Origin of the sequence: Shewanella mangrovisoli (genome assembly GCF_019457635.1) — a bacterium.
In the GTDB taxonomy this organism is placed as follows: domain Bacteria; phylum Pseudomonadota; class Gammaproteobacteria; order Enterobacterales; family Shewanellaceae; genus Shewanella; species Shewanella mangrovisoli.
On sequence record NZ_CP080412.1, the window covers coordinates 1,837,326 to 1,860,048 of the forward strand.

The following is a 22,723-nucleotide window of genomic DNA, read 5'->3' on the forward strand; positions in this document are numbered from 1 at the left end:
GCCGCTAAATGCGGCCTCATTTTTTGCAACTTTTTGATGCTTAAGAATTCTGGATAATGAATATGCAAGACATTCAACTCGATAAACGCCTATCTGAACTGCTTTCTCAAGCTGTCACGCCACACAATGCGCAGCCATTAATGCAGGCGCTCTGCCAATCTCTGAATGAACACAATATTCGTTACTATGTCGATGATGCGCCAAGCATTACCGACTCCGAATACGACAGATTAATGCAGCAGCTAAAACAACTTGAGGCCGAGTATCCTCAGTTTGTTGCTGCCGACTCGCCCACCCAAAGAGTGGGCGGTATGGCACTGGCCAAGTTTGAGCAAATTACTCATCTTAAGCCTATGTTAAGTCTCGATAATGCCTTCGATGAGGCAGACTTTAGCGCGTTTCATAAACGTGTCAGCGACAGAGTTGGCGAAGTGAGTTTTTGTTGTGAGCCGAAACTCGATGGTTTGGCGGTGAGTATTTTGTATCGCAATGGTGTGCTTGAGCGCGCCGCGACTCGGGGTGATGGTACCGTGGGCGAAGATATTACCGAAAACATTAAAACCATTAAGTCGATTCCGCTCAAACTGCGCGGTGACAACTATCCCGAATTGGTCGAAGTGCGCGGCGAAGCCTTTATGCCCAAGGCGGCGTTTGAGGCGCTGAATGAGCGTGCGCGCTTAAAGGATGAAAAACTGTTCGTAAATCCGCGTAATGCGGCGGCGGGCAGCTTACGTCAGCTCGACAGTAAAATTACCGCGTCACGGGCGCTGTCGTTTTATGCCTACGCTTTAGGTGTGGTAGAGCCGACGTCCCACGAATTAGCTAAGACCCACTACGAGCAATTGCAGCAACTTAAATCTTGGGGGCTGCCAGTCAGTAGCGAGATCAAAGTCAGCGACGAACTCAGCCAAGTGTTTGCCTACTATCAAGATATATTGACTCGCCGCGCCGACTTACCGTTTGAGATCGATGGCGTGGTGATGAAGGTTAACGATATCGCCCAGCAGCAAACCTTAGGGTTTGTGGCTAAATCTCCCCGTTGGGCGATTGCCTATAAGTTCCCCGCACAGGAAGAAATGACGCTGCTCGAAGGCGTGGATTTTCAGGTCGGCCGCACCGGCGCAGTGACTCCGGTGGCGCGTCTAAAACCTGTGTTCGTTGGCGGCGTGACAGTGTCTAACGCGACTTTGCACAATGCCGATGAAATCGAGCGTTTAGGTGTGATGGTGGGCGATACTGTGATTATCCGCCGCGCCGGCGATGTGATCCCGCAAATTGTCGCCATAGTGCCCGAGCGCCGCCCGGAAGATGCTAAGGCGATTGCCTTCCCGCAACATTGCCCCGTTTGCGGCAGTTTGGTTGAGCGATTAGAAGGTGAAGCCGTGGCCCGTTGTAGCGGCGGCTTATTCTGTGAGGCGCAGCGTAAAGAGGCGATCAAACATTTTGCCTCCCGCAAGGCATTAGATATCGACGGCATGGGCGATAAAATCGTCGAGCAATTGATTGATAAGGAGCTGGTTCAAAGCCCGGCTGACTTATTTAAACTCACCGCCTCAATGATGACCATGCTCGACCGTATGGGAATGAAGTCGGCCACCAATCTCGCGCTGGCGATTGAAGCGGCTAAAACCACGACTTTGCCACGTTTCCTCTATGCCTTAGGCATTCGTGAGGTGGGGGAGGCCACGGCGGCGAACCTGGCGACTCACTTTGGTAGCCTAGAGGCGCTGCGCGTGGCCACCATTGAGCAACTTATTCAAGTTGAAGATATTGGTGAGGTGGTTGCTCAGCATGTGGCGCATTTCTTTGCCCAGCCCCATAACCTAGAGGTGATCGATGCCTTGATTGCGGCTGGCGTCAACTGGCCTGCGATTGCGGCACCAAGCGCAGATGAGCAGCCGTTGAAGGGGCAGACTTGGGTGCTAACGGGCACCTTAAATCAACTCAACCGTAACGATGCTAAGGCGCAATTACAGGCCTTGGGTGCCAAAGTGGCGGGCAGTGTCTCGAAAAATACCGATTGCTTAGTCGCAGGTGAAGCGGCGGGTTCTAAGCTTGCCAAAGCGCAGGAGCTTGGCGTTAAAGTGATTGGTGAAGATGAGTTGTTAGCCTTGTTGGCTGCAAATAGTTAACATGCTGTCGCTTCATTGATAAAGCCCTGCCTTGCGGGGCTTTTTTATGGCTAGGTCTAAAGCGCTGTACTCGAATTATTTATGTTAGCCATTGAATTTAGCCGTTACGCCACCATCTTGTTTATATTGCTTTAGTTTTTACTAAATGGATTGCGATTGAATTTTAGTCACATCACTTGGCTCGATGATAAAGGCCATATCAAACCACCGATATTTTTATATGCCATCTTGGCTTTTCTCGCCCGTGGCTGGTGTATTTTTATTGCCTCTCTGACCCAAGCCAGTGACAGAGCTGAATTAGTGCGACTCTTCTATCCCGAAAAGTCTGATTTTTTACTCGCACTCGCGGCGGGGCTGGGCGCCGTGGTGCTCTATGTTGTGGTGCTGGCGGAGCGGCGCCGCTCGCCCTCTTGGCTGCGCCCGGTGTTTGTCCACCTTAAATGTGGATTGTGGATTTTATTATTACTCGATGCGACCTTACTCGCACAGCGATTAATCCACGGGCAATTTTTATTCCATTGGAGCCTAGCCCTCGACGCCTTAGTGTTGTTCTGGTCGGGTTTGTATGTCTACAAGTCAAAACGCCTCAGCTATTACCTCGCAGATTGGCCGAAAGAGACTGTGACATCGGTAAAAGAAGACTAAGGTCATCTCGTTGTAATTTCAGCTTTTTATCTAATATCTAATCACTGAGGGATAATTTGTGTGTACTATCCCTCAGTTTGATAAGCATTTTTTCACTTATAGCTTACTGATTTTGTTGAATCATCTATAGTTATATGTACTTAGCTTAAATGTACGACCGAAGAAGCGAAAATTTGATGCGTCTTGCGTACATGAAAGGAGTCATATTGCGTGGCAAAAGCAGCCCAACGAAAATTATTACTTTCCGAACTTCAACTTGGCATGAGGGTCAAGTTGCCTTTGTCATGGACGAATCACCCTTTTTTATTTAACCGTGTGGATATCAGTAGCCCGGCTCACATTGAGATGATCCGCGGACTCGGCGTGCCCTATGTGTATCTGATCTCAGGCAATAGTGATGAACTCGAATCGACCGATGAAGAGGAAAATGTCGAGGAGATTGAAGAAACTCCACCGGAGCGTGACTTAAAGGCCGATACCCGTAAGGCGATGCGTTTAAGCCAGAAGCGTTTTTTAGAGAGCGTTAACCAGTGTCGCAATGTGTATGGCAAAGTGGTGAGCGACCCAGAAGGCGCTTATCGCTTGTCGGCCGCCTTAGTGGAGGATTTACTCAGCCATCTGCAAGAGGTCGAAAAACCTTTCCTCACTTTGGTCGGTATGGATGAAAAAGATGTCAGTGTGACTCAACACGGCATCTCGGTAGCAGTATTAGCCATGATGATAGGTCAGGCACTCGACTTACCAGCGCGGGATCTGCGCGATATTGCCTTGGGGAGCCTGTTCCACGATATAGGTAAACTCAAAGTCCCCGATGTGATCCGCCGTAAACGGGGCGCGCTCACTGCCCATGAGGCCAATTACCTGCAAATGCACCCGAACTTTGGCTATGACATGCTGAATCGCTCGGGACTCTTCCCAAAGGAAGTGCTGAATATTGTATTGCACCACCATGAGTTTATTGATGGTTCAGGTTTTCCCGATGGATTAACAGGCGCCAAAATCCCCATTACCACTCAAATAGTGAGTCTGGCGAACGATTACGATCAGCAGCTCAGTGGCGAGCAGGCGTCTTCACCGCAGGTGGCATTAGGCTATTTATTCAAAAATCGTGCGAGTAAACATGCCGAATCCTTAATTGCGGTGTTGGTTAAGATTTTAGGTATCTACCCGCCGGGTACTATCGTCAAGTTATCCGACGACACTGTTGCTAAGGTGATCATGACCACCAAAGAGGTGAGTCAGCCGCAGGTGTGGGCCTGTAAGGAAGATGGCAGTGAGGCCTCGTTACGCTTTTTAAGTGATGAAGGGGTGACAGTACAAAAAACCATTCGCGCGGAAGAGTTAACCGAGGGCGCTATCCGCACCTTGCAAATGGATAAAGGCATTAGTTTTTATTTTAGCTCGTTCCAAGCTTGAATCCCGCCACCTGAGTTCCGTATGCTATTGGCCGAAATACCTTGTGGTGTCGGTCAATGGAAATGGAGCTGAGTGTGGCAGATCAAAAAAGTGTGGCGGTTGTCGGTTGTGGTTGGTTTGGTTTTGCCCTCGCTAAGCAGTTAGTGCAAGCGGGTTACCGAGTCACTGGCGCTAAACGCCACGCAGAGGAGTTAGCGCCTCTCACTGAGGCGGGGATCCATGGATTCCAACTGCAACTCGGGGATGAAGCCGATGTACTCCCAGATGCGCAGGCTTTAAAAGCCTTGTTCCAGACTGACTTTCTCGTCGTCAATATTCCTCCGCGCCTAAAACATGGCAACAGTGCCTATCTTCAAGAATTACAGCAGTTAATTGCGCTAACCCAAGGCTGGCACTATCAAGGCATAGTGTTTATTAGCACTACGGGCGTTTATCCCTCCCTCGACAAGTCGATGACCGAAGCGGACGCACAGGTTGAATCGGCTTCATCACAGGTGTTATTGAATGCCGAAGCCTTATTTGCTCGCCAAGCGAATAGCTGCATCGTTCGTTTTGCTGGCTTGGTTGGACCTAAACGTCATCCAGGGCGCTTCTTTGCCGGTAAAACCGATGTGGCGGGCGGCAATGTTGCGGTCAATCTGGTGCATTTACAGGACTGTGTCGCGGCGGTGAGCTTGATTATTGCTGCAAAGGCGAAGGGAGAGAAGGTCGCTGCTATCTATAATCTTTGCGCGCCAGAGCATCCTTCCAGAAGTGAATTTTATGTGGCCGCCGCCGAATCCTTGGGATTAGCAGCGCCGCAATTTAATGAGAAGCTACAAGCCAGCAAAGTCATTCTAGGTGATGCGATAGTCCGCGAGCTGGGGTTTGAGTATCAGTTTGCTTCACCCCTTGCGATGCTGGCGGCCTGTTAGTGGGTGATTTAGCACCTATTGTTAACAAATGTTTAAGAACCTTAGCCATATTTTGAGGTATCTTAATGATCTGTGCGTGTCGCAAACGACTTACGATTCAATGATGCAGTCACTAATAAGAAGAGAAAATATGAAAAGCCTAACTAATTTTGTTCGACCTTTGGCGGCGCTGGCCTGTGGATTGGTGTTAAGTGCGAGCTTTGCACTGCAGGCGGCGAGTTTTGAAGAAGGGAAGGATTATGTCACTGTCGCTGGGATCAACGAAGCACAAAAGCCTGTGCTGCGTGAGTTCTTCTCCTATAACTGTCCGCATTGCTACAAGCAGGAACCCTTTGTCGCTTCCACGGTAAAACTCTTAGGCAAGGATGTGGTCTTCGAGCGCACGCCGGTGGGCGCGGGACGTCCGGCGTGGGAGTTGAGTCAATTAGCCTATTTTGTTGCACAAAAGCTGAAAATGACCAAGCAAGTGCACGAAGCGATTTTTAAACAAATCCATGAAAAGGGTGAACAATTTACTCGCCCTGAACAGGTAAAAGCTTTCTTTGTGGCTCAGGGCGCGAAGGCCGATGATGTCGATGCGGCGATGAACTCTGTTGATGCGAAATTTACTATGATGAATTACGACTCGCAGGCGGAATTATCGGGTATTAAGGGGGTGCCATCATTATTAGTCAATGGCCGCTATTTAGTGACGTCTAAGGTGCATACACCTGAAGAATTGGCCGAGCTGGTCAAATTCTTAGCCGCCAAGTAAAAGACTGATAGCTGCGTTTATGGCAGCGTAAACTTACCCGCCGATCTGTTTTCCAATAACCCAGCGATGCTGGGTTATTTTTTGCCATTTTGCTGAGACATCTGAGCTGTAGCAATTGGGTTTATGACCGCCAACTAACTCCAATCCAGTACGATATTTTGTTTATATCACAGCCAGTTACTGTTACCTATCGTCGTATCTTACTGTCATCTAGCACGTCATTTTGTCGGTTTCTAGCCTTAGGCTCTTCGACATTGGTCTAAGCCGCTTAAAAAATAACTTTTGCATCAAAATGTAAAATCATTGTTAACTTTATGATTTTACATACTATTCTATTTTTTCTGATGTGAGGTGCTTCGCAAATTAGACTAAGGTCTTGATTGTGGTCACTCCAGCTGTTGCTAGATTTAACAAGACTTAAAAATAAAACAGCACAGGGGAGTCGCTATGGCATTTGAAAACAACGATAAAGCAAAAGGTTACTGGAATGAGAATTTACGTCTCGTTTTAGGCCTATTGGCTATTTGGGCCGCAGTCTCATTTGGATGTGGCATTCTATTGGTTGATGTACTCAATGAAATCCATTTCATGGGCTTCAAGTTAGGTTTCTGGTTTGCCCAACAGGGATCTATGTATGTCTTTGTTGCGCTTATTTTTGTCTACGCGGCAAAAGCCAACGCCTTAGATAAAAAATATAACGTACAAGAAGACTAAGGAGAACGGAAATGGGTGTACAAGGATTAACTTATCTGATTGTGGGGCTGTCGTTCGCGCTCTACATTGGGATCGCGATTTGGTCCCGCGCGGGGTCGACTAAAGAGTTCTATGTTGCGGGTGGCGGTGTTCACCCCGTTGTGAACGGTATGGCCACGGCAGCCGACTGGATGTCAGCGGCATCCTTTATTTCGTTAGCGGGTATTGTTTCTTTCGTCGGTTATGACGGCAGTGTGTACCTGATGGGCTGGACGGGCGGTTACGTATTATTAGCCCTGTGTATGGCGCCGTACTTACGTAAATTTGGTAAGTTCACTGTGCCTGATTTCGTGGGTGAGCGTTACTACTCACAAGCGGCGCGTACGGTCGCGGTTGTTTGCGCTATCTTCATCTGCTTTACTTACATCGCGGGCCAAATGCGCGGTGTGGGCGTGGTATTCTCGCGCTTCCTCGAAGTGGATGTGGACACTGGCGTGTATATCGGTATGGCTGTGGTGTTCTTCTACGCGGTGCTCGGTGGTATGAAAGGGATTACCTATACTCAGGTTGCCCAATACTGCGTACTGATCTTCGCCTTTATGGTGCCTGCTATCTTCTTATCTGTGATGATGACGGGTCATATCATTCCTCAAATCGGTTTCGGTGCTCAGTTACTTGATGCTGCGGGGAATAATTCTGGCGTCTATCTGTTAGAGAAACTGAACAATCTGTCTGCGGATCTAGGCTTTGCACCTTACACCGATGGTTCTAAGAGCATGATCGACGTGTTCTGTATTACTGGCGCTTTGATGGTGGGTACAGCGGGCTTACCCCACGTTATCGTGCGTTTCTTCACTGTACCTAAAGTGAAAGATGCGCGTGTGTCAGCTGGTTGGGCGCTGGTATTTATTGCCATCATGTACACCACTGTTCCTGCATTGGCGGCATTCTCTCGCGTCAATATGATCGAAACCATTAACGGTCCAGATCAAAAGGGTGTTGCCTATGAAACTGCGCCAGATTGGATCAAAAACTGGGAAAAAACCGGTCTGATCAAATGGGATGACAAAAACGGCGACGGCAAAATCTACTATGCCAAAGGCAAAATGGAAGATGCTGCTAGCCCTAACGAAATGAAGATCGACAACGATATCATCGTATTAGCAACGCCAGAAATCGCGAATCTGCCAGCTTGGGTTATCGCACTGGTAGCTGCGGGTGGTTTAGCGGCGGCGTTATCTACCTCTGCGGGTCTGTTATTGGTTATCTCCACTTCAGTGTCACACGACTTACTGAAGAAGAACCTGATGCCAAATATCTCTGACAAGAAAGAGCTGATGTACGCTCGACTGGCTGCTGGTATCGGCATCGTGATTGCGGGTTACTTCGGGGTTAACCCACCAGGATTCGTGGCAGCGGTAGTGGCGTTCGCCTTCGGTCTGGCGGCATCCTCTCTGTTCCCAGCCATCATCATGGGTATCTTCTCTAAGACGATGAACAAAGAAGGTGCAATCGCTGGTATGGTGATTGGTCTACTGTTCACTGCGGGTTACATCATCTACTTCAAGTTTGTGGACCCAACGGCTAACGTAGCGGCTAACTGGTTCCTCGGTATTTCACCAGAAGGTATCGGTATGGTCGGTATGGTGGTGAACTTTGCGGTGGCGGCTATCGTCTGTAAAGTGACCGCAGCGGCACCTGCCCATGTACAAGATATGGTTGAATCTATCCGGTTCCCTAAAGGGGCGGGAGAAGCGAGCAGCCATTAATCACTGCTGGGTTTTGCTTAGCTAAATTAAGATAAAAGGACGCATTAGCGTCCTTTTGTTTTTATGGAGTCAGCGCAAGCTTAAGGCTGACTTTAGTCGTATATGGCCCAACAATTGGGCGCGCTATAGTGGGATAAAATTCACCTAAAATAAGGTGTTGCTATGAACGCCAGCGAATTACAACCCGTTGTGCAGTTTTTAACATCCACAGCCCCCTTCGATACTTTGCCCAACGAGATCATCTTACGTTGCGCTAAGTCGGTGACTGTTGGTTACTACAGTAAAGCCTCGGGGTTTGTGAAATTTGATGCCGATGCGCCGAAATTGTACCTGGTGCGTAGCGGCGCCTTTGAGGTGCGGGATCCCGAAGGAGTGCTAGTGGACAGGGTCGCCGAAGGGGAGTTTTTTGGCTTTTCGACGCTGTTGTCTGGGGAGAAAGTCGTTAACCGGGTCGCTATTCTCGAAGACAGTTTGGTGTATCACCTACCGCAGGCATTGTTCGATCAACTGCGAAGCGAGAGCCGACACTTCGATAAATTTTTTACCCGTGCCTTTGCCAAGCGCTTACGTCACGAGGCGCGGTTTAAGGCGAAAGATCTGACAACCACCAGTCGAATCAGTACCTTAATGTCATCTTCGCCCATTATGATCGACGCCCATGCCAGCGTCACGCAAGCCGCGCTCTTGATGCGCAACTCGCGGGTTTCGTCCTTATTGGTTACGGACAATCATAAGCTGGTAGGGATTTTAACCGATAAAGATCTGCGTAATCGGGTGCTCGCCGCAGGGCTCGATGGTCGAATCGCCGTGCATCAAGCCATGACCACATCGCCGATTTCGATTTCATCCAATGCGTTGATTTTCGAGGCGATGTTATTGATGAGTGAGCATAACATTCATCACTTGCCGATCATCGATGAGCAAAATACTGAGGAAGTAAAAGCCATTGGCATGGTGACCAGTACCGACATTTTGCGCGGTCAAGGTTCGCAGCCCCTGCTGCTTATTGGTGAAATCGAGCGGCAGCGGGATCTCGCCAGCCTCATTAGCGTCAGTAAACAAATCCCCTTGTTATTACAAAATTTAATCAGTGCCGATGCCAGAGCAGAGGAGATTGGTCGGGTACTGACCTCGGTCACTGATGCGCTGACACGGCGCTTGATTGTGTTAAATCAGCAAATTCTCGGTGAGGCGCCGATGGCGTTTTGCTGGTTAGCCTTTGGTTCGCAGGGGCGACAAGACCAAGCCGCTTGTTCGGATCAAGATAACGGTCTGCTGGTGGCCGAAGAAATGGACGACTACGCCAAAGGCTACTTCGATGCCTTGACCCATGCGGTTTGTGCTGGGCTTGATCAATGTGGTTATGCTTTTTGTCCCGGTAATATCATGGCGCAAAATCCACAGTGGCGGATGTCACTCAACGAATGGCAGCAGGTTTTTGAAAAGTGGGTGGTCACGCCAGAACCTAAGGCATTGATGCATGCGAGTATTTTCTTCGATATGCGTTCAGTCTTTGGCCCGCAATCCCTGTTTGATGCCCTACAGGACAAAGTGCTGGCACAAACCAAAGACAATGATATTTTCCTTGCGGGGATGACGGGCAATTCCCTCGTCGAGTCGCCGCCCTTAGGCTTTTTTCGTAAATTTGTGTTAGAGCGCGATGGCAGTGAGGTAAAAGGCATTGATTTAAAACATAAAGGAAATGCGTTAATCAACGATATCGCCCGCGTGTATGCGCTGTCTGCGGGGATTAAGGAAGTGAATACCGCCAAACGAATTCGGGCGCTGATGGACGCCAATATTCTCAATCGTAAGGATGCGCTTAATTTGGCCGATGCCCATGAATTCATTGCCCATATGCGTTTATCGAATCAAGGCTACCAACATACGCAGGGGCTGAAGATCAGCAATTATTTGTTACCCGGCCATCTATCTTCTTTGGTGAGGCATCAACTACGGGATGCGTTTAAGGTGGTCCATGATGCCCAATCGGGGATGAAGATGAAATTTATGCGGAGCTTTTAATGGGGCCTTGGTGGGTGAACGCAAAGCTGCGCTGGCGTGCGCTACGCTGTCAGCATCGGCTATTTAAGGACTATTACCAATCCTTAGTGCCGCTGTTGGAATTACCCATTAGCCGGGCGCCCTTGATGGCGATGGATTTGGAGATGACAGGCCTCAACCCCTTACAGGACCAAATCTTAAGTATTGGGTTGGTGCCGATTGAAAATGGGGCGATTCCCTTGATGGGCGCGCAGCAAAAACTGGTGCAAATACAGGGTAGTGTGGGGCAGAGTGCGACAATTCATGGGATCCTCGATAATCATTTAACCGAGGCGGTGACCATTGAAGAAGCAATGGCATGGTTTGTGGCGCAAACCCGTGGTCATGTGTTGGTTGCGCACCATTCCCCCCTCGATTGCCGTTTCTTACAGCAAGATATCTTGTCGATTTATCATCAAGCGATTGTACTGCCTGCGATTGATACCCTACTGCTGGAAAAACACCGTTTGCTACGCGAACACTCAGTGCTTAAAGAAGGCAGCTTAAGGCTTGGGGCATGCCGTGAGCGATATGGATTGCCGATATATGGCGCCCACAGCGCCCTGACTGACGCACTGGCCTGCGGCGAACTGTTATTGGCGCAGGTGGCAAGCATGGGCGGCGCCGAGGAATTAAAGGTGGGTGAATTGTTGGCTTACTCACGCTAAGCGGTGTGTTAGCGCACTAAAGGTTAGCGTTCGATTGCCTTTGCACCCAAATCTCTTCAGCTTGTTTTCTTAGATTGAATTTCTAAATCTGATGCATGTCGTTAGCGTCGAGTGCTAACAAAAAGCGGCTTTAAAAGCGTACTAAATAACGCTAATTCGGTTCGCTAGTCTTTTGATAACTCGGCTTCTAATTCAAGACATAAGCGACGTAATTCCTCGATACGCTCGGCATTCATGTTGGAGCGTGCCACCAATTTCTCCGTAAGTTGAGTCGCTTCTTCCTGTAACTGCCGGCCCTTATCGGTGAGGGAAATGACCTTTTTACGTTCATCCAACTCGGATAAGTTACGGGTGAGTAATCCTTTTAATTCCAATCGTTTAACGATTGGCGTTAAGGTGCTGGGATCTAAACGCGTGTCGTTAGACAATTCTTTGAGGCTGACGTCGTTCACGTACCACAGTGAGTGCATCACTATGTACTGGGGGTAGGTGAGATCATACTCGTCAAGAATGGGACGAAAGGCTCGCACTAATGAGTTGGTCGCCGAATACAGTGCAAAGCATACGTTGTCTGATAATTTTTGAGCCATAAAGCGTACCCAGAATAAACAATGAAGGCTGATGTTAACAAATTCCACCCTGTAAAAATAGTTTGCGTGCAAAATATTTTTAGGCGTAATGGTTGATTTGTGCGTCACTTGTGGGTAGTTTATTGGCAAACAGTTTGTGCGCAAACTATTTGCAAGCTAATAAATTGGTTCATTGTCGACAACACATCACTCCACTCCCTGTTTGCTGTGTGTTCGACGTAATAGAGGTTAACCCCATGATAAGCAGTCAAATTCATTTAGCATCACGCCCTGTTGGTATGCCGACGCTGGCAAACTTTAAACAGGTCGAGGTGACGTTGCCCGCATTAAAAGCCGGCGAAGTGCTGGTTAAAAACACCTGGATGTCAGTCGATCCCTATATGCGTGGTCGTATGATGGATAGGGATTCCTACATTCCACCCTTCCAGATTGATGCGGTTATGGACGGCGGGGCCATAGGCGAAGTGATTGAGTCACTCAATCCACAATTCCCAGTAGGTTCAAAAGTGAGCCATATCAGCGGTTGGCGCAGCGCCTTTATCAGTGATGGGCAGGATCTCACCTTATTACCTGCGGTGAATATTCCTGAGCAATACTTTTTAGGTGTTATCGGCATGCCCGGATTAACCGCTTGGGTGGGGCTGATGCAAATCGCTAAGTTAAAACCAACGGATACTGTGTTTGTTTCAGCCGCATCGGGCGCTGTCGGTATGGTTGTCTGTCAAATCGCTAAGCTTAATGGCTGCAAAGTGATTGCTTCGGTTGGCTCGGATGAGAAGGCCGAATTGGTTCAAAGTTTGGGCGTGGATGCCGTGATTAACTATAAAAAAGTCACTGATTTAACTCAGGCTTTGCGCGACGCGGCGCCTAATGGCATTGATGTGTATTTTGAGAATGTCGGCGGCGCTCATCTCGAAGCCGCGTTGAATGTGCTAAACGAATATGGTCGCATTCCTGTATGTGGGATGATTGCCGATTACAATGCGCAGGCACCAGTCCCAGGGCCAAGTAATCTGTTAGCCATCAACACTAAAAAGTTAACCATGCAGGGCTTTATTGTGATGGACTACTTCGATCAGTTTGAAGAATTCATCGCTCAAATGGCGCAGTGGCTGCAAGCGGGTAAAGTAAAATCGGAAGAAACCGTTTATCAAGGTCTAGAGCAAGCTGCTGAGGCGTTTATCGGCCTGTTTGAAGGTAAAAACAAAGGCAAAATGCTGGTTAAGCTCTAATCTTGCAGTACTCTTACGGCTTAGTATCAAGGTGCAATCAGGTGCACCTTGATGCCGTGGCTGATACCAAGCGTGAGTCATGCCACTTTGCTGAAGCGAATAAAGTCACCGTTTGAGCTGAAGCCTGTTTTTATAAAGGCTTCAGCTTTCACAATCAAGCCGGCTGAGTTTGTGCTCTGGCTAGCGATTTCAGCTTTAATTCACGCTTATCCCATTACACTGCAACATCGCAGTCCTTAGAAGCTCAATGACCCGTTAAAAGGTAAGTTACCCGTATCTCGCTTGGGGAGCTTTACGGAAAACTTGGCAATTAACTGGAACTGTACTTCACTCTTATTATTGAGAATTCAAAGGCTAAGGCATACTGACTGAATGATGGTTCTTTAGAACTATCGGTTTAAAGAAAGGTGAGTTTAAAGTACTGTGGGTTTAAAGAAAGGTGGGTTTAAAGAACTGTAGGTTTAAAGAATTAGGCCTTAAACAAAGGTGAGCGCAAGGAGGGGGCGCAAACTCCATCCGACTTTCTTAACCTGCTATTTCTTAACCTGCTATTTCATAACCTGCTATTTCTTAATGATGCCTTTTACAGATAAGTGATGCCATAAGGGGATGATGATGCCATTACCGTTACTTTGGCTAGGCAGCGCGGCGATGGGCGCGTTGTTGCTCGCCGATGAGCGTGAAAAGCGCCAGCAGCTTGAGCGAGACCGCTTATTAGGTAAGGTTCCACGGCAAACGACTGGCGGCCAAGCCATGGTGGCAGCGCCAAGCCAGTGGCAAAAGGGCTTTAAACAAGTCTCGCCGCAGCCTGGCAGCATTGTCTGTTGCTATGTATTTGGGGTCATTGAACATACGGGCATTTGGTTGGCTGATGATTGCCTCGTCGAGCTACATGGCTCTGGGCTGATAAGGGCGGTATCGGTAAAACGGTTTCTAGCGGGGCGCACTGGTAGCCAAATCTATATTGCCTGTAATCATCAACATCAACCACTTATTGCCAGTGATGTGGTGAGCCGCGCCGAGCGGGCCATTTATCAATACCGCGAATACGATTTGTTCGACAATAACTGCCATCGATTTGTTTGGTCATGCTTATGTGGTGAAGAGGTGGCCATAAAAAGTTTTAACGAATTAAATCAAAAACTCGCAGGCTATTTTAAGCAGGGGATTTACTGGGATGAAATGCGTCGAGTACCTGAAGAGATAAAAATGTAAAAGACCATCCGAAGATGGCCTTTTATCTGTGTTCGGGATTTATTACTTACAGAAATAATCCACAGCACGTTTAACCAGTTCAATGCCACTCAACTCGCAAGGTGGCAGCTGAGCATCGCTCACTTGAACCGGCGTTACGCGCTCGCCCCATTGCAATAGCAGCGCTGCAGAAGTTAACCCCGCACCGAAGGCACATGACAGAATGGTTTGATTTGGCTTAATTAAACCTTTTTCCAAAGCATCGCAGATGGCGATGGGGATAGTGGCCGCAGAGGTATTGCCATAGTTAGCGATGTTCACGAAGGCTTTTTCTTTAGGGATCTTCATGCGGCTAACGAGGGTATCGATAATGCGCTCGTTCGCTTGGTGTGGGATCACTAAGTCGACTTCATCTATATCGACGCCACATTTTTCCAGCACTTGAGTGCTTAACTTATTCATACCATTGATGGCACGTTTAAAGATTTCTTGGCCATCGAATTGAATATAAAAATCTAAAGATTCAGCAGAGAATCTATCCATCGCAGTACCAAAACCGGCTTTTAGGATATCGCGACCGTCAGGGTCGTTATTCAGCTCATAGCCTAACACACCGCCTGGCACATCCGTCGCTTCCACGACAACTGCGCCCGCGCCATCACCAAACAGTACTGCGGTTTCACGGCGTGACCAATCGAGGTAGAAAGATAAACGCTCGGCACCGACGACTAGTACTTTTTTGCATTGGCCACTTTTGATCTGTGAGCTGGCTAAGCCTAAGCCATACAAAAAGCCACTGCAGGCCGCGTTGATATCGAAAGCTGCGCAACTTGCACCAATATTCGCCTGGACTGTGGAGGCAATATTCGGGATCAAGGTATCTGGGCTGGCGCTGGCTAAAATGATCATATCAATTTCGCTGCCGTCAATGCCCGCGGCAGCAAGGGCGCGTTTAGCGGCAACCGATGCTAACTCAGAGGTATTCACATGGCTGATATGACGCTGGCTGATCCCGGTACGGCTTTTAATCCATTCATCGGAAGTTTCGATAAAAGTGGCAAGATCATCGTTAGTCAAAGTGGCGGGAGGAACACATTTTCCCCAGCCAGTGATAGTGGCGTACTGCATGGTGTTTTCTCTCAAATAAAAAAGGCAGAACCTGAAGTGCTGCCTCAAATCGACAACAAAGCTTATCGGTATAACGAATGACAGTCCGTGATCTAGACCACCTGTTTGGCGACGAGATCCCGAATTGTCATTGCGGCATGCAAAATATGATGTCGCAGCAACGCCGTGGCTTTCTCTGTTTCTCTTTGTTTGCAATAGTTGAGCAGCTCGCGGTGCTCGTGCTCTGCTGCGGGAATGCCTCCTGCGAGCAGCAATTGCAAACGAATATATCTATCGCAGTTAGTATTGAGACCGTGGACAACCTCTAGCGTATGTGGACGATTAGCGGCTTGATATAAACAGGTATGAAACTGTGTATTTAGCTCGCTCCAACTGGCGACGGCATCTTCATGTTTAAAGGCCGATTCCAATTGCTCCAATACGCGTTCTGCTTTGATTAAATCGTCTTCTTGAAGTCGTGGTATGGCTTTGGCGAGCAGATCGGTCTCGATCATGGCGCGTAATTCAAAAAGCTCAGTCACTTGTTCAACGGATAATTCGGTCGCGGTCGCCCCTTTATGGGGTTCGAACTTCACCAGCCCCTCCGCCTCCAATTGTAGTAAGGCTTCTCTCACGGGAATGCGGCTTACATGTAAGGCTTCGGCTAAGGCGCTTTGTCTGAGTGGTTCCCCTGCGGCTATATCACCCGAAAGAATTTTCTCTCTGAGCACTTCTACAACTAATTGGGTGCGGGTTTTATGGACTATAGGCGTAGTTCGACTCATTATGACCGTCTATTTTTAGGTGTTTTATTGTTATCCGTGCAAGATTACCGTTAAAAACAGCACAAATAAAGGGAAAAGCTCGATTGAATACCGCATCCCTTAAGCCTAAAAAAGCATTATCGGCCGATTTTATCGGCAAATTGCGTCGGGATAAGTACGATTTAATACTGTTTGAAGCCCGCTTGGGGCGAGATAAGCCGGAACTTGTTCAAACTCCGTCATGTCGCTGACAACTTCGCGGTGCAATTTCTTGCAATGGATGGAATAATAGGGAAATTACGCATTAAGCGCCGTTTTTAGTGAGTGGAGTAGTACTGTGGGTACAGTCAATCGAGCCGTATTTTTAGACCGTGATGGTGTGATCAACAAAGATCATGGTTATGTGCATCAGGTGGATGACTTTGAATATATAGAAGGTGTGTTTGAAGCCTGCCTCGCCTTAAAACAAATGGGATACAAATTGGTGGTGGTCACCAATCAGTCGGGGATTGCCCGTGGCATGTATACCGAAGACCAATTCCACAGTCTCACCGAATGGATGGATTGGAACTTTGCCGATAAAGGTGTCGACCTCGATGGTATCTACTATTGCCCACACCATAATGAAAAAGGTCTCGGTGAATATAAAGTCGATTGCGATTGCCGTAAGCCAAAACCAGGCATGCTACTCGATGCGGCAAAATTCCTGAAAATCGATTTGTCGCAGTCGGTGATAGTGGGCGATAAAGCAGACGATATGCTTGCGGCTAAAGCGGCAGGGGTGCCGACACGTATCCTCGTCCGTACAGGTAAAGCCATTGCTGATGATAGCGAGGCGTCTGTGGTGCTCGATAGCATTGCCGATGTGCCAGGATTTTTAAAGAAGTAACCTATTCTTGCAACTTAAATCGTATCAATCTATTTGAATCGTAAGATTGGAATTAAGGCGAGAGTTTAACTGCAAACAGTGCGGTATTGGCTTTATCGTTTTGCTTTGTGATTGATGCTAACGGCGTTAGCTAGGTGATAGAGATAGCCAAAGTGATGGAAATTACAGCGAATTAGGCGCTAAAACCGATGTTTGGTTTAAAAAATGCACACTCACTTCGGTTTTTCTAATTATTTTGCCTAAAGGGGTTGCGGTAAAATCTGACATCCCTATAATGCGCATCCACTGACCCAGCGGGGTCAACGGTGAAAGCATAAAGCGCTAGGTGCTTAAAGCAAATAACCATGCTCTTTAACAATTTATCAAGCAAATCTGTGTGGACACTCACAGGTGTTGAGTTAATCGAAATTACTCTGCCGTTTGGCGAGTAATCAAAATTTAAATCAATGAATGAGTGTTCATAGCAATATGTACAACGACTTATTAAGTTAAGTCGATTCAGAATTCATTGAGCCGAACCTTAGGGTTCACAAAACTTTTAATTGAAGAGTTTGATCATGGCTCAGATTGAACGCTGGCGGCAGGCCTAACACATGCAAGTCGAGCGGCAGCACAAGGGAGTTTACTCCTGAGGTGGCGAGCGGCGGACGGGTGAGTAATGCCTAGGGATCTGCCCAGTCGTGGGGGATAACAGTTGGAAACGACTGCTAATACCGCATACGCCCTACGGGGGAAAGGAGGGGACCTTCGGGCCTTCCGCGATTGGATGAACCTAGGTGGGATTAGCTAGTTGGTGAGGTAATGGCTCACCAAGGCGACGATCCCTAGCTGTTCTGAGAGGATGATCAGCCACACTGGGACTGAGACACGGCCCAGACTCCTACGGGAGGCAGCAGTGGGGAATATTGCACAATGGGGGAAACCCTGATGCAGCCATGCCGCGTGTGTGAAGAAGGCCTTCGGGTTGTAAAGCACTTTCAGTAGGGAGGAAAGGTTGTAAGTTAATACCTTGCAGCTGTGACGTTACCTACAGAAGAAGGACCGGCTAACTCCGTGCCAGCAGCCGCGGTAATACGGAGGGTCCAAGCGTTAATCGGAATTACTGGGCGTAAAGCGTGCGCAGGCGGTTTGTTAAGCGAGATGTGAAAGCCCCGGGCTCAACCTGGGAATTGCATTTCGAACTGGCAAACTAGAGTCTTGTAGAGGGGGTAGAATTCCAGGTGTAGCGGTGAAATGCGTAGAGATCTGGAGGAATACCGGTGGCGAAGGCGGCCCCCTGGACAAAGACTGACGCTCAGGCACGAAAGCGTGGGGAGCAAACAGGATTAGATACCCTGGTAGTCCACGCCGTAAACGATGTCTACTCGGAGTTTGGTGTCTTGAACACTGGGCTCTCAAGCTAACGCATTAAGTAGACCGCCTGGGGAGTACGGCCGCAAGGTTAAAACTCAAATGAATTGACGGGGGCCCGCACAAGCGGTGGAGCATGTGGTTTAATTCGATGCAACGCGAAGAACCTTACCTACTCTTGACATCCAGAGAATTCGCTAGAGATAGCTTAGTGCCTTCGGGAACTCTGAGACAGGTGCTGCATGGCTGTCGTCAGCTCGTGTTGTGAAATGTTGGGTTAAGTCCCGCAACGAGCGCAACCCCTATCCTTATTTGCCAGCACGTAATGGTGGGAACTCTAGGGAGACTGCCGGTGATAAACCGGAGGAAGGTGGGGACGACGTCAAGTCATCATGGCCCTTACGAGTAGGGCTACACACGTGCTACAATGGCGAGTACAGAGGGTTGCAAAGCCGCGAGGTGGAGCTAATCTCACAAAGCTCGTCGTAGTCCGGATTGGAGTCTGCAACTCGACTCCATGAAGTCGGAATCGCTAGTAATCGTGGATCAGAATGCCACGGTGAATACGTTCCCGGGCCTTGTACACACCGCCCGTCACACCATGGGAGTGGGCTGCAAAAGAAGTGGGTAGCTTAACCTTCGGGAGGGCGCTCACCACTTTGTGGTTCATGACTGGGGTGAAGTCGTAACAAGGTAGCCCTAGGGGAACCTGGGGCTGGATCACCTCCTTACCTATACGACTAACTCGATGTTTGTTGAGTGTTCACACAGATTTGCTTGATAGAAGATAGAGTAAAAGATGGGTCTGTAGCTCAGCTGGTTAGAGCGCACCCCTGATAAGGGTGAGGTCGGTGGTTCAAGTCCACTCTGACCCACCAATCCTTTGAGGGTTGGGACATCTGATACTCGCACTGCATGTAAATGGGGCTATAGCTCAGCTGGGAGAGCGCCTGCCTTGCACGCAGGAGGTCTGCGGTTCGATCCCGCATAGCTCCACCACTTACTGCAATCTGGTTAGAGATGCCAAAGATAAACTGAAAAATTATCTTTGGCTTTTTTAAGCCCGCTCTTTAACAATTTGGAAAGCTGATAGTAATTAATACAATGATGTCTGTCGTTGTGTTAATACGAAAAAAATTGAGTTCTTAAAACACTTTTTAAGTGTCTTGAATATTCAAGTCTAAGGCGAGTCCATCTTCTTGGTCGAAGATGAGACAAGTAAAACCAGCTGGTCGCAACAGCGCAAGTGATGTGAAACTCATTTGGGTTGTATGGTTAAGCGACTAAGCGTATACGGTGGATGCCTTGGCAGTCAGAGGCGATGAAGGACGTAGTAACTTGCGAAAAGCGTTGGCGAGCTAGTAACAAGCATTTGAGCTAACGATGTCCGAATGGGGGAACCCAGCAGCATAAGCTGTTATCGTAACGTGAATACATAGCGTTGCGAGGCAAACGAGGGGAACTGAAACATCTAAGTACCCTTAGGAAAAGAAATCAACCGAGATTCCCCTAGTAGCGGCGAGCGAACGGGGATTAGCCCTTAAGTCAGAGGGTGTTAGTGGAATGGTCTGGAAAGTCCAGCGGCACAGGGTGATAGCCCCGTACACGAAAACTAACCTTTGATGAAAACGAGTAAGGCGGGACACGTGATATCCTGTTTGAATATGGGGGGACCATCCTCCAAGGCTAAATACTCCTGACTGACCGATAGTGAACCAGTACCGTGAGGGAAAGGCGAAAAGAACCCCTGTGAGGGGAGTGAAATAGAACCTGAAACCGTATACGTACAAGCAGTGGGAGCGGTTCTTGAGACCGTGACTGCGTACCTTTTGTATAATGGGTCAGCGACTTACGTTTTGTAGCGAGGTTAAGCGAATAGCGGAGCCGTAGGGAAACCGAGTGTTAACTGCGCGTTTAGTTGCAAGGCGTAGACCCGAAACCCGGTGATCTAGCCATGGGCAGGTTGAAGGTTGAGTAACATCAACTGGAGGACCGAACCGACTAATGTTGAAAAATTAGCGGATGACTTGTGGCTGGGGGTGAAAGGCCAATCAAACCGGGAGATATCTGGTTCTCCTCGAAAGCTATTTAGGTAGCGCCTCGGACGAACACCTTTGGGGGTAGAGCACTGTTAAGGCTAGGGGTCATCCCGACTTACCAACCCTTTGCAAACTCCGAATACCAAAGAGTGCTATCCGGGAGACAGACGGCGGGTGCTAACGTCCGTCGTCAAAAGGGAAACAACCCAGACCGTCAGCTAAGGTCCCAAAGTGTATGTTAAGTGGGAAACGATGTGGGAAGGCTTAGACAGCTAGGATGTTGGCTTAGAAGCAGCCATCATTTAAAGAAAGCGTAATAGCTCACTAGTCGAGTCGGCCTGCGCGGAAGATGTAACGGGGCTAAACATACCACCGAAGCTACGGGTGCAATCCATTAGGGTTGCGCGGTAGAGGAGCGTTCTGTAAGCCGTTGAAGGTGAAGGGGTAACCCACACTGGAGGTATCAGAAGTGCGAATGCTGACATGAGTAACGATAAAGGGGTGAAAAACCCCCTCGCCGAAAGACCAAGGGTTCCTGTCCAACGTTAATCGGGGCAGGGTGAGTCGACCCCTAAGGCGAGGCCGAAAGGCGTAGTCGATGGGAAACAGATTAATATTTCTGTACTTCCGCTAACTGCGATGGAGAGACGGAGAAGGCTAGGCTAGCGCGGCGTTGGTAGTCCGCGTTTAAGGTGGTAGGTGGGTGACTTAGGCAAATCCGGGTCACTATACACTGAGAGCTGATGACGAGTCCCCAAGGGGATGAAGTAGTTGATGCCATGCTTCCAGGAAAATCTTCTAAGCTTCAGGTTAGCGGGAATCGTACCCCAAACCGACACAGGTGGTCGGGTAGAGAATACCAAGGCGCTTGAGAGAACTCGGCTGAAGGAACTAGGCAAAATGGTACCGTAACTTCGGGAGAAGGTACGCTGCTGTTGGTGATGGGACTTGCTCCCTAAGCTGACGGCAGTCGCAGATACCAGGTGGCTGCAACTGTTTATCAAAAACACAGCACTGTGCAAAATCGCAAGATGACGTATACGGTGTGACGCCTGCCCGGTGCCGGAAGGTTAATTGATTGGGTTATCGCAAGAGAAGCTCATGATCGAAGCCCCGGTAAACGGCGGCCGTAACTATAACGGTCCTAAGGTAGCGAAATTCCTTGTCGGGTAAGTTCCGACCTGCACGAATGGCGTAATGATGGCCACGCTGTCTCCAGCCGAGACTCAGTGAAGTTGAAATTGCGGTGAAGATGCCGTATACCCGCGGCTAGACGGAAAGACCCCGTGAACCTTTACTATAGCTTGGCACTGAACATTGACCCTACATGTGTAGGATAGGTGGGAGACTTTGAAGCGGGAACGCTAGTTCTCGTGGAGTCGTCCTTGAAATACCACCCTTGTAGTGTTGATGTTCTAACTTGGGCCCCTAATCGGGGTTAAGGACAGTGCCTGGTGGGTAGTTTGACTGGGGCGGTCTCCTCCCAAAGAGTAACGGAGGAGCACGAAGGTTGGCTAAGTACGGTCGGACATCGTACGGTTAGTGCAATGGCATAAGCCAGCTTAACTGCGAGACAGACACGTCGAGCAGGTACGAAAGTAGGTCATAGTGATCCGGTGGTTCTGAATGGAAGGGCCATCGCTCAACGGATAAAAGGTACTCCGGGGATAACAGGCTGATACCGCCCAAGAGTTCATATCGACGGCGGTGTTTGGCACCTCGATGTCGGCTCATCACATCCTGGGGCTGAAGTCGGTCCCAAGGGTATGGCTGTTCGCCATTTAAAGTGGTACGCGAGCTGGGTTCAGAACGTCGTGAGACAGTTCGGTCCCTATCTGCCGTGGGCGTTGGATGATTGAGGGAGTTGCTCCTAGTACGAGAGGACCGGAGTGAACGAACCGCTGGTGTTCGGGTTGTCATGCCAATGGCATTGCCCGGTAGCTATGTTCGGAATCGATAACCGCTGAAAGCATCTAAGCGGGAAGCGAGCCCCAAGATGAGTCATCCCTTGGACTTTAAGTCCACTAAAGAGCCGTTCGAGACTAGGACGTTGATAGGTCAGGTGTGTAAGCGTTGTGAGGCGTTGAGCTAACTGATACTAATGACTCGAGAGGCTTAACCATACAACCCAGATGGGTTTTGCTAAGAGTACTTAGCTTGAATACAAACACTTAAGAAGTGTAACTCAAACCAGCTTTCCGAATTTAATTTACTGCCTGCGTGAGATAAGACGGGTAGTGAATAACAAATTTGCTTGGTGACAATAGCATTGTGGTCCCACCTGATCCCATCCCGAACTCAGAAGTGAAACGCAATCGCGCCGATGGTAGTGTGGGGTCTCCCCATGTGAGAGTAGGTCATCGCCAAGCGCCTAACATTCTCGTGAAGAGAGCAGAAAGCCAGCTGAATAAGCTGGCTTTTTTGTATTCGGCGTTTGCAATTTTTACCTCTTTACTCCCTTTATATATTCCCACTTCACTCACCATTCAGCTTGGTTTACCCCCAGCAATTTAGGCAAATAACA

15 protein-coding genes, 2 tRNA genes and 3 rRNA genes are annotated in these 22,723 nt (G+C 48.7%); 17 read left to right on the forward strand and 3 right to left on the reverse strand.

What is annotated here, in order from left to right; translation table 11 throughout:
• The first annotated feature begins 62 nt into the window (after window positions 1-62).
• From ligA to K0H60_RS08185, 9 genes are all read left to right on the forward strand, one after another.
• Window positions 63-2,132 carry an NAD-dependent DNA ligase LigA gene (gene ligA / locus K0H60_RS08145; protein ID WP_220057826.1) on the forward strand — a complete coding sequence of 690 codons (2,070 nt, stop codon included), beginning with the start codon at window positions 63-65 and terminating at the stop codon, window positions 2,130-2,132.
• A gap of 156 nt (window positions 2,133-2,288) precedes the next feature.
• Window positions 2,289-2,777 (forward strand): DUF2919 domain-containing protein, encoded by a 489-nt coding sequence (locus tag K0H60_RS08150; protein WP_220057827.1) that lies wholly within the window; start codon window positions 2,289-2,291, stop codon window positions 2,775-2,777.
• 210 nt (window positions 2,778-2,987) lie between these two features.
• A complete protein-coding gene (locus tag K0H60_RS08155) occupies window positions 2,988-4,193 on the forward strand; it encodes an HD-GYP domain-containing protein (protein WP_220057828.1) in 1,206 nt (401 codons plus the stop codon).
• Between the two features lie 62 nt (window positions 4,194-4,255).
• Complete coding sequence (locus K0H60_RS08160) at window positions 4,256-5,107, forward strand: SDR family oxidoreductase (RefSeq protein WP_220058133.1); 852 nt, start codon at window positions 4,256-4,258, stop codon at window positions 5,105-5,107.
• Window positions 5,108-5,237: 130 nt separating this feature from the next.
• A complete protein-coding gene (locus tag K0H60_RS08165) occupies window positions 5,238-5,861 on the forward strand; it encodes a thiol:disulfide interchange protein DsbA/DsbL (RefSeq protein ID WP_041412596.1) in 624 nt (207 codons plus the stop codon).
• A gap of 447 nt (window positions 5,862-6,308) precedes the next feature.
• The gene (locus tag K0H60_RS08170; protein WP_011622295.1) at window positions 6,309-6,575 is read left to right on the forward strand and encodes a DUF4212 domain-containing protein; all 267 of its coding nucleotides are present in this window, start codon (window positions 6,309-6,311) and stop codon (window positions 6,573-6,575) included.
• A gap of 11 nt (window positions 6,576-6,586) precedes the next feature.
• On the forward strand, window positions 6,587-8,323 hold the full coding sequence (locus K0H60_RS08175; RefSeq protein ID WP_220057829.1) for a sodium:solute symporter family protein: 1,737 nt from the start codon (window positions 6,587-6,589) through the stop codon (window positions 8,321-8,323).
• A gap of 162 nt (window positions 8,324-8,485) precedes the next feature.
• Window positions 8,486-10,348, forward strand: coding sequence for a DUF294 nucleotidyltransferase-like domain-containing protein (locus tag K0H60_RS08180; protein WP_220057830.1), 1,863 nt, complete (start codon window positions 8,486-8,488; stop codon window positions 10,346-10,348).
• Complete coding sequence (locus K0H60_RS08185) at window positions 10,348-11,034, forward strand: exonuclease domain-containing protein (protein ID WP_220057831.1); 687 nt, start codon at window positions 10,348-10,350, stop codon at window positions 11,032-11,034. The genes K0H60_RS08180 and K0H60_RS08185 overlap by 1 nt, the downstream gene beginning before the upstream one ends.
• A 164-nt stretch (window positions 11,035-11,198) precedes the next feature.
• Here K0H60_RS08185 and K0H60_RS08190 read toward each other — a convergent pair whose 3' ends face one another.
• Window positions 11,199-11,624: a MarR family winged helix-turn-helix transcriptional regulator gene (locus tag K0H60_RS08190; protein WP_220057832.1), complete on the reverse strand. Its 426-nt coding sequence runs from the start codon at window positions 11,622-11,624 to the stop codon at window positions 11,199-11,201.
• A 236-nt stretch (window positions 11,625-11,860) separates the two neighbouring features.
• Here K0H60_RS08190 and K0H60_RS08195 point away from each other — a divergent pair, with 236 nt between their 5' ends.
• Window positions 11,861-12,856 carry an NADP-dependent oxidoreductase gene (locus tag K0H60_RS08195; RefSeq protein ID WP_220057833.1) on the forward strand — a complete coding sequence of 332 codons (996 nt, stop codon included), beginning with the start codon at window positions 11,861-11,863 and terminating at the stop codon, window positions 12,854-12,856.
• A gap of 615 nt (window positions 12,857-13,471) precedes the next feature.
• Window positions 13,472-14,071 carry a lecithin retinol acyltransferase family protein gene (locus tag K0H60_RS08200; protein ID WP_220057834.1) on the forward strand — a complete coding sequence of 200 codons (600 nt, stop codon included), beginning with the start codon at window positions 13,472-13,474 and terminating at the stop codon, window positions 14,069-14,071.
• A gap of 42 nt (window positions 14,072-14,113) precedes the next feature.
• Here K0H60_RS08200 and K0H60_RS08205 read toward each other — a convergent pair whose 3' ends face one another.
• Both K0H60_RS08205 and K0H60_RS08210 read right to left on the reverse strand, forming a co-directional pair.
• Window positions 14,114-15,178: a ketoacyl-ACP synthase III gene (locus K0H60_RS08205; protein WP_220057835.1), complete on the reverse strand. Its 1,065-nt coding sequence runs from the start codon at window positions 15,176-15,178 to the stop codon at window positions 14,114-14,116.
• Between the two features lie 92 nt (window positions 15,179-15,270).
• The gene (locus K0H60_RS08210) at window positions 15,271-15,942 is read right to left on the reverse strand and encodes a GntR family transcriptional regulator (RefSeq protein ID WP_086904656.1); all 672 of its coding nucleotides are present in this window, start codon (window positions 15,940-15,942) and stop codon (window positions 15,271-15,273) included.
• Between the two features lie 316 nt (window positions 15,943-16,258).
• Here K0H60_RS08210 and gmhB point away from each other — a divergent pair, with 316 nt between their 5' ends.
• The 6 genes from gmhB to rrf all read left to right on the forward strand — a co-directional run bounded on the left by gmhB (window position 16,259) and on the right by rrf (window position 22,568).
• Complete coding sequence (gene gmhB / locus K0H60_RS08215; RefSeq protein WP_220057836.1) at window positions 16,259-16,810, forward strand: D-glycero-beta-D-manno-heptose 1,7-bisphosphate 7-phosphatase; 552 nt, start codon at window positions 16,259-16,261, stop codon at window positions 16,808-16,810.
• A gap of 539 nt (window positions 16,811-17,349) precedes the next feature.
• Window positions 17,350-18,891, forward strand: a 16S ribosomal RNA gene (locus K0H60_RS08220).
• Between the two features lie 70 nt (window positions 18,892-18,961).
• Window positions 18,962-19,038: transfer RNA gene (locus K0H60_RS08225), tRNA-Ile, on the forward strand.
• 45 nt (window positions 19,039-19,083) lie between these two features.
• Window positions 19,084-19,159, forward strand: a tRNA-Ala gene (locus K0H60_RS08230).
• A gap of 274 nt (window positions 19,160-19,433) precedes the next feature.
• Window positions 19,434-22,322 (forward strand): 23S ribosomal RNA (locus tag K0H60_RS08235).
• A 130-nt stretch (window positions 22,323-22,452) separates the two neighbouring features.
• Window positions 22,453-22,568: ribosomal RNA gene (rrf, locus tag K0H60_RS08240) — 5S ribosomal RNA — on the forward strand.
• Together the 16S, 23S and 5S rRNA genes with 2 tRNA genes alongside form the textbook arrangement of a ribosomal RNA operon.
• Window positions 22,569-22,723: the final 155 nt, after the last annotated feature.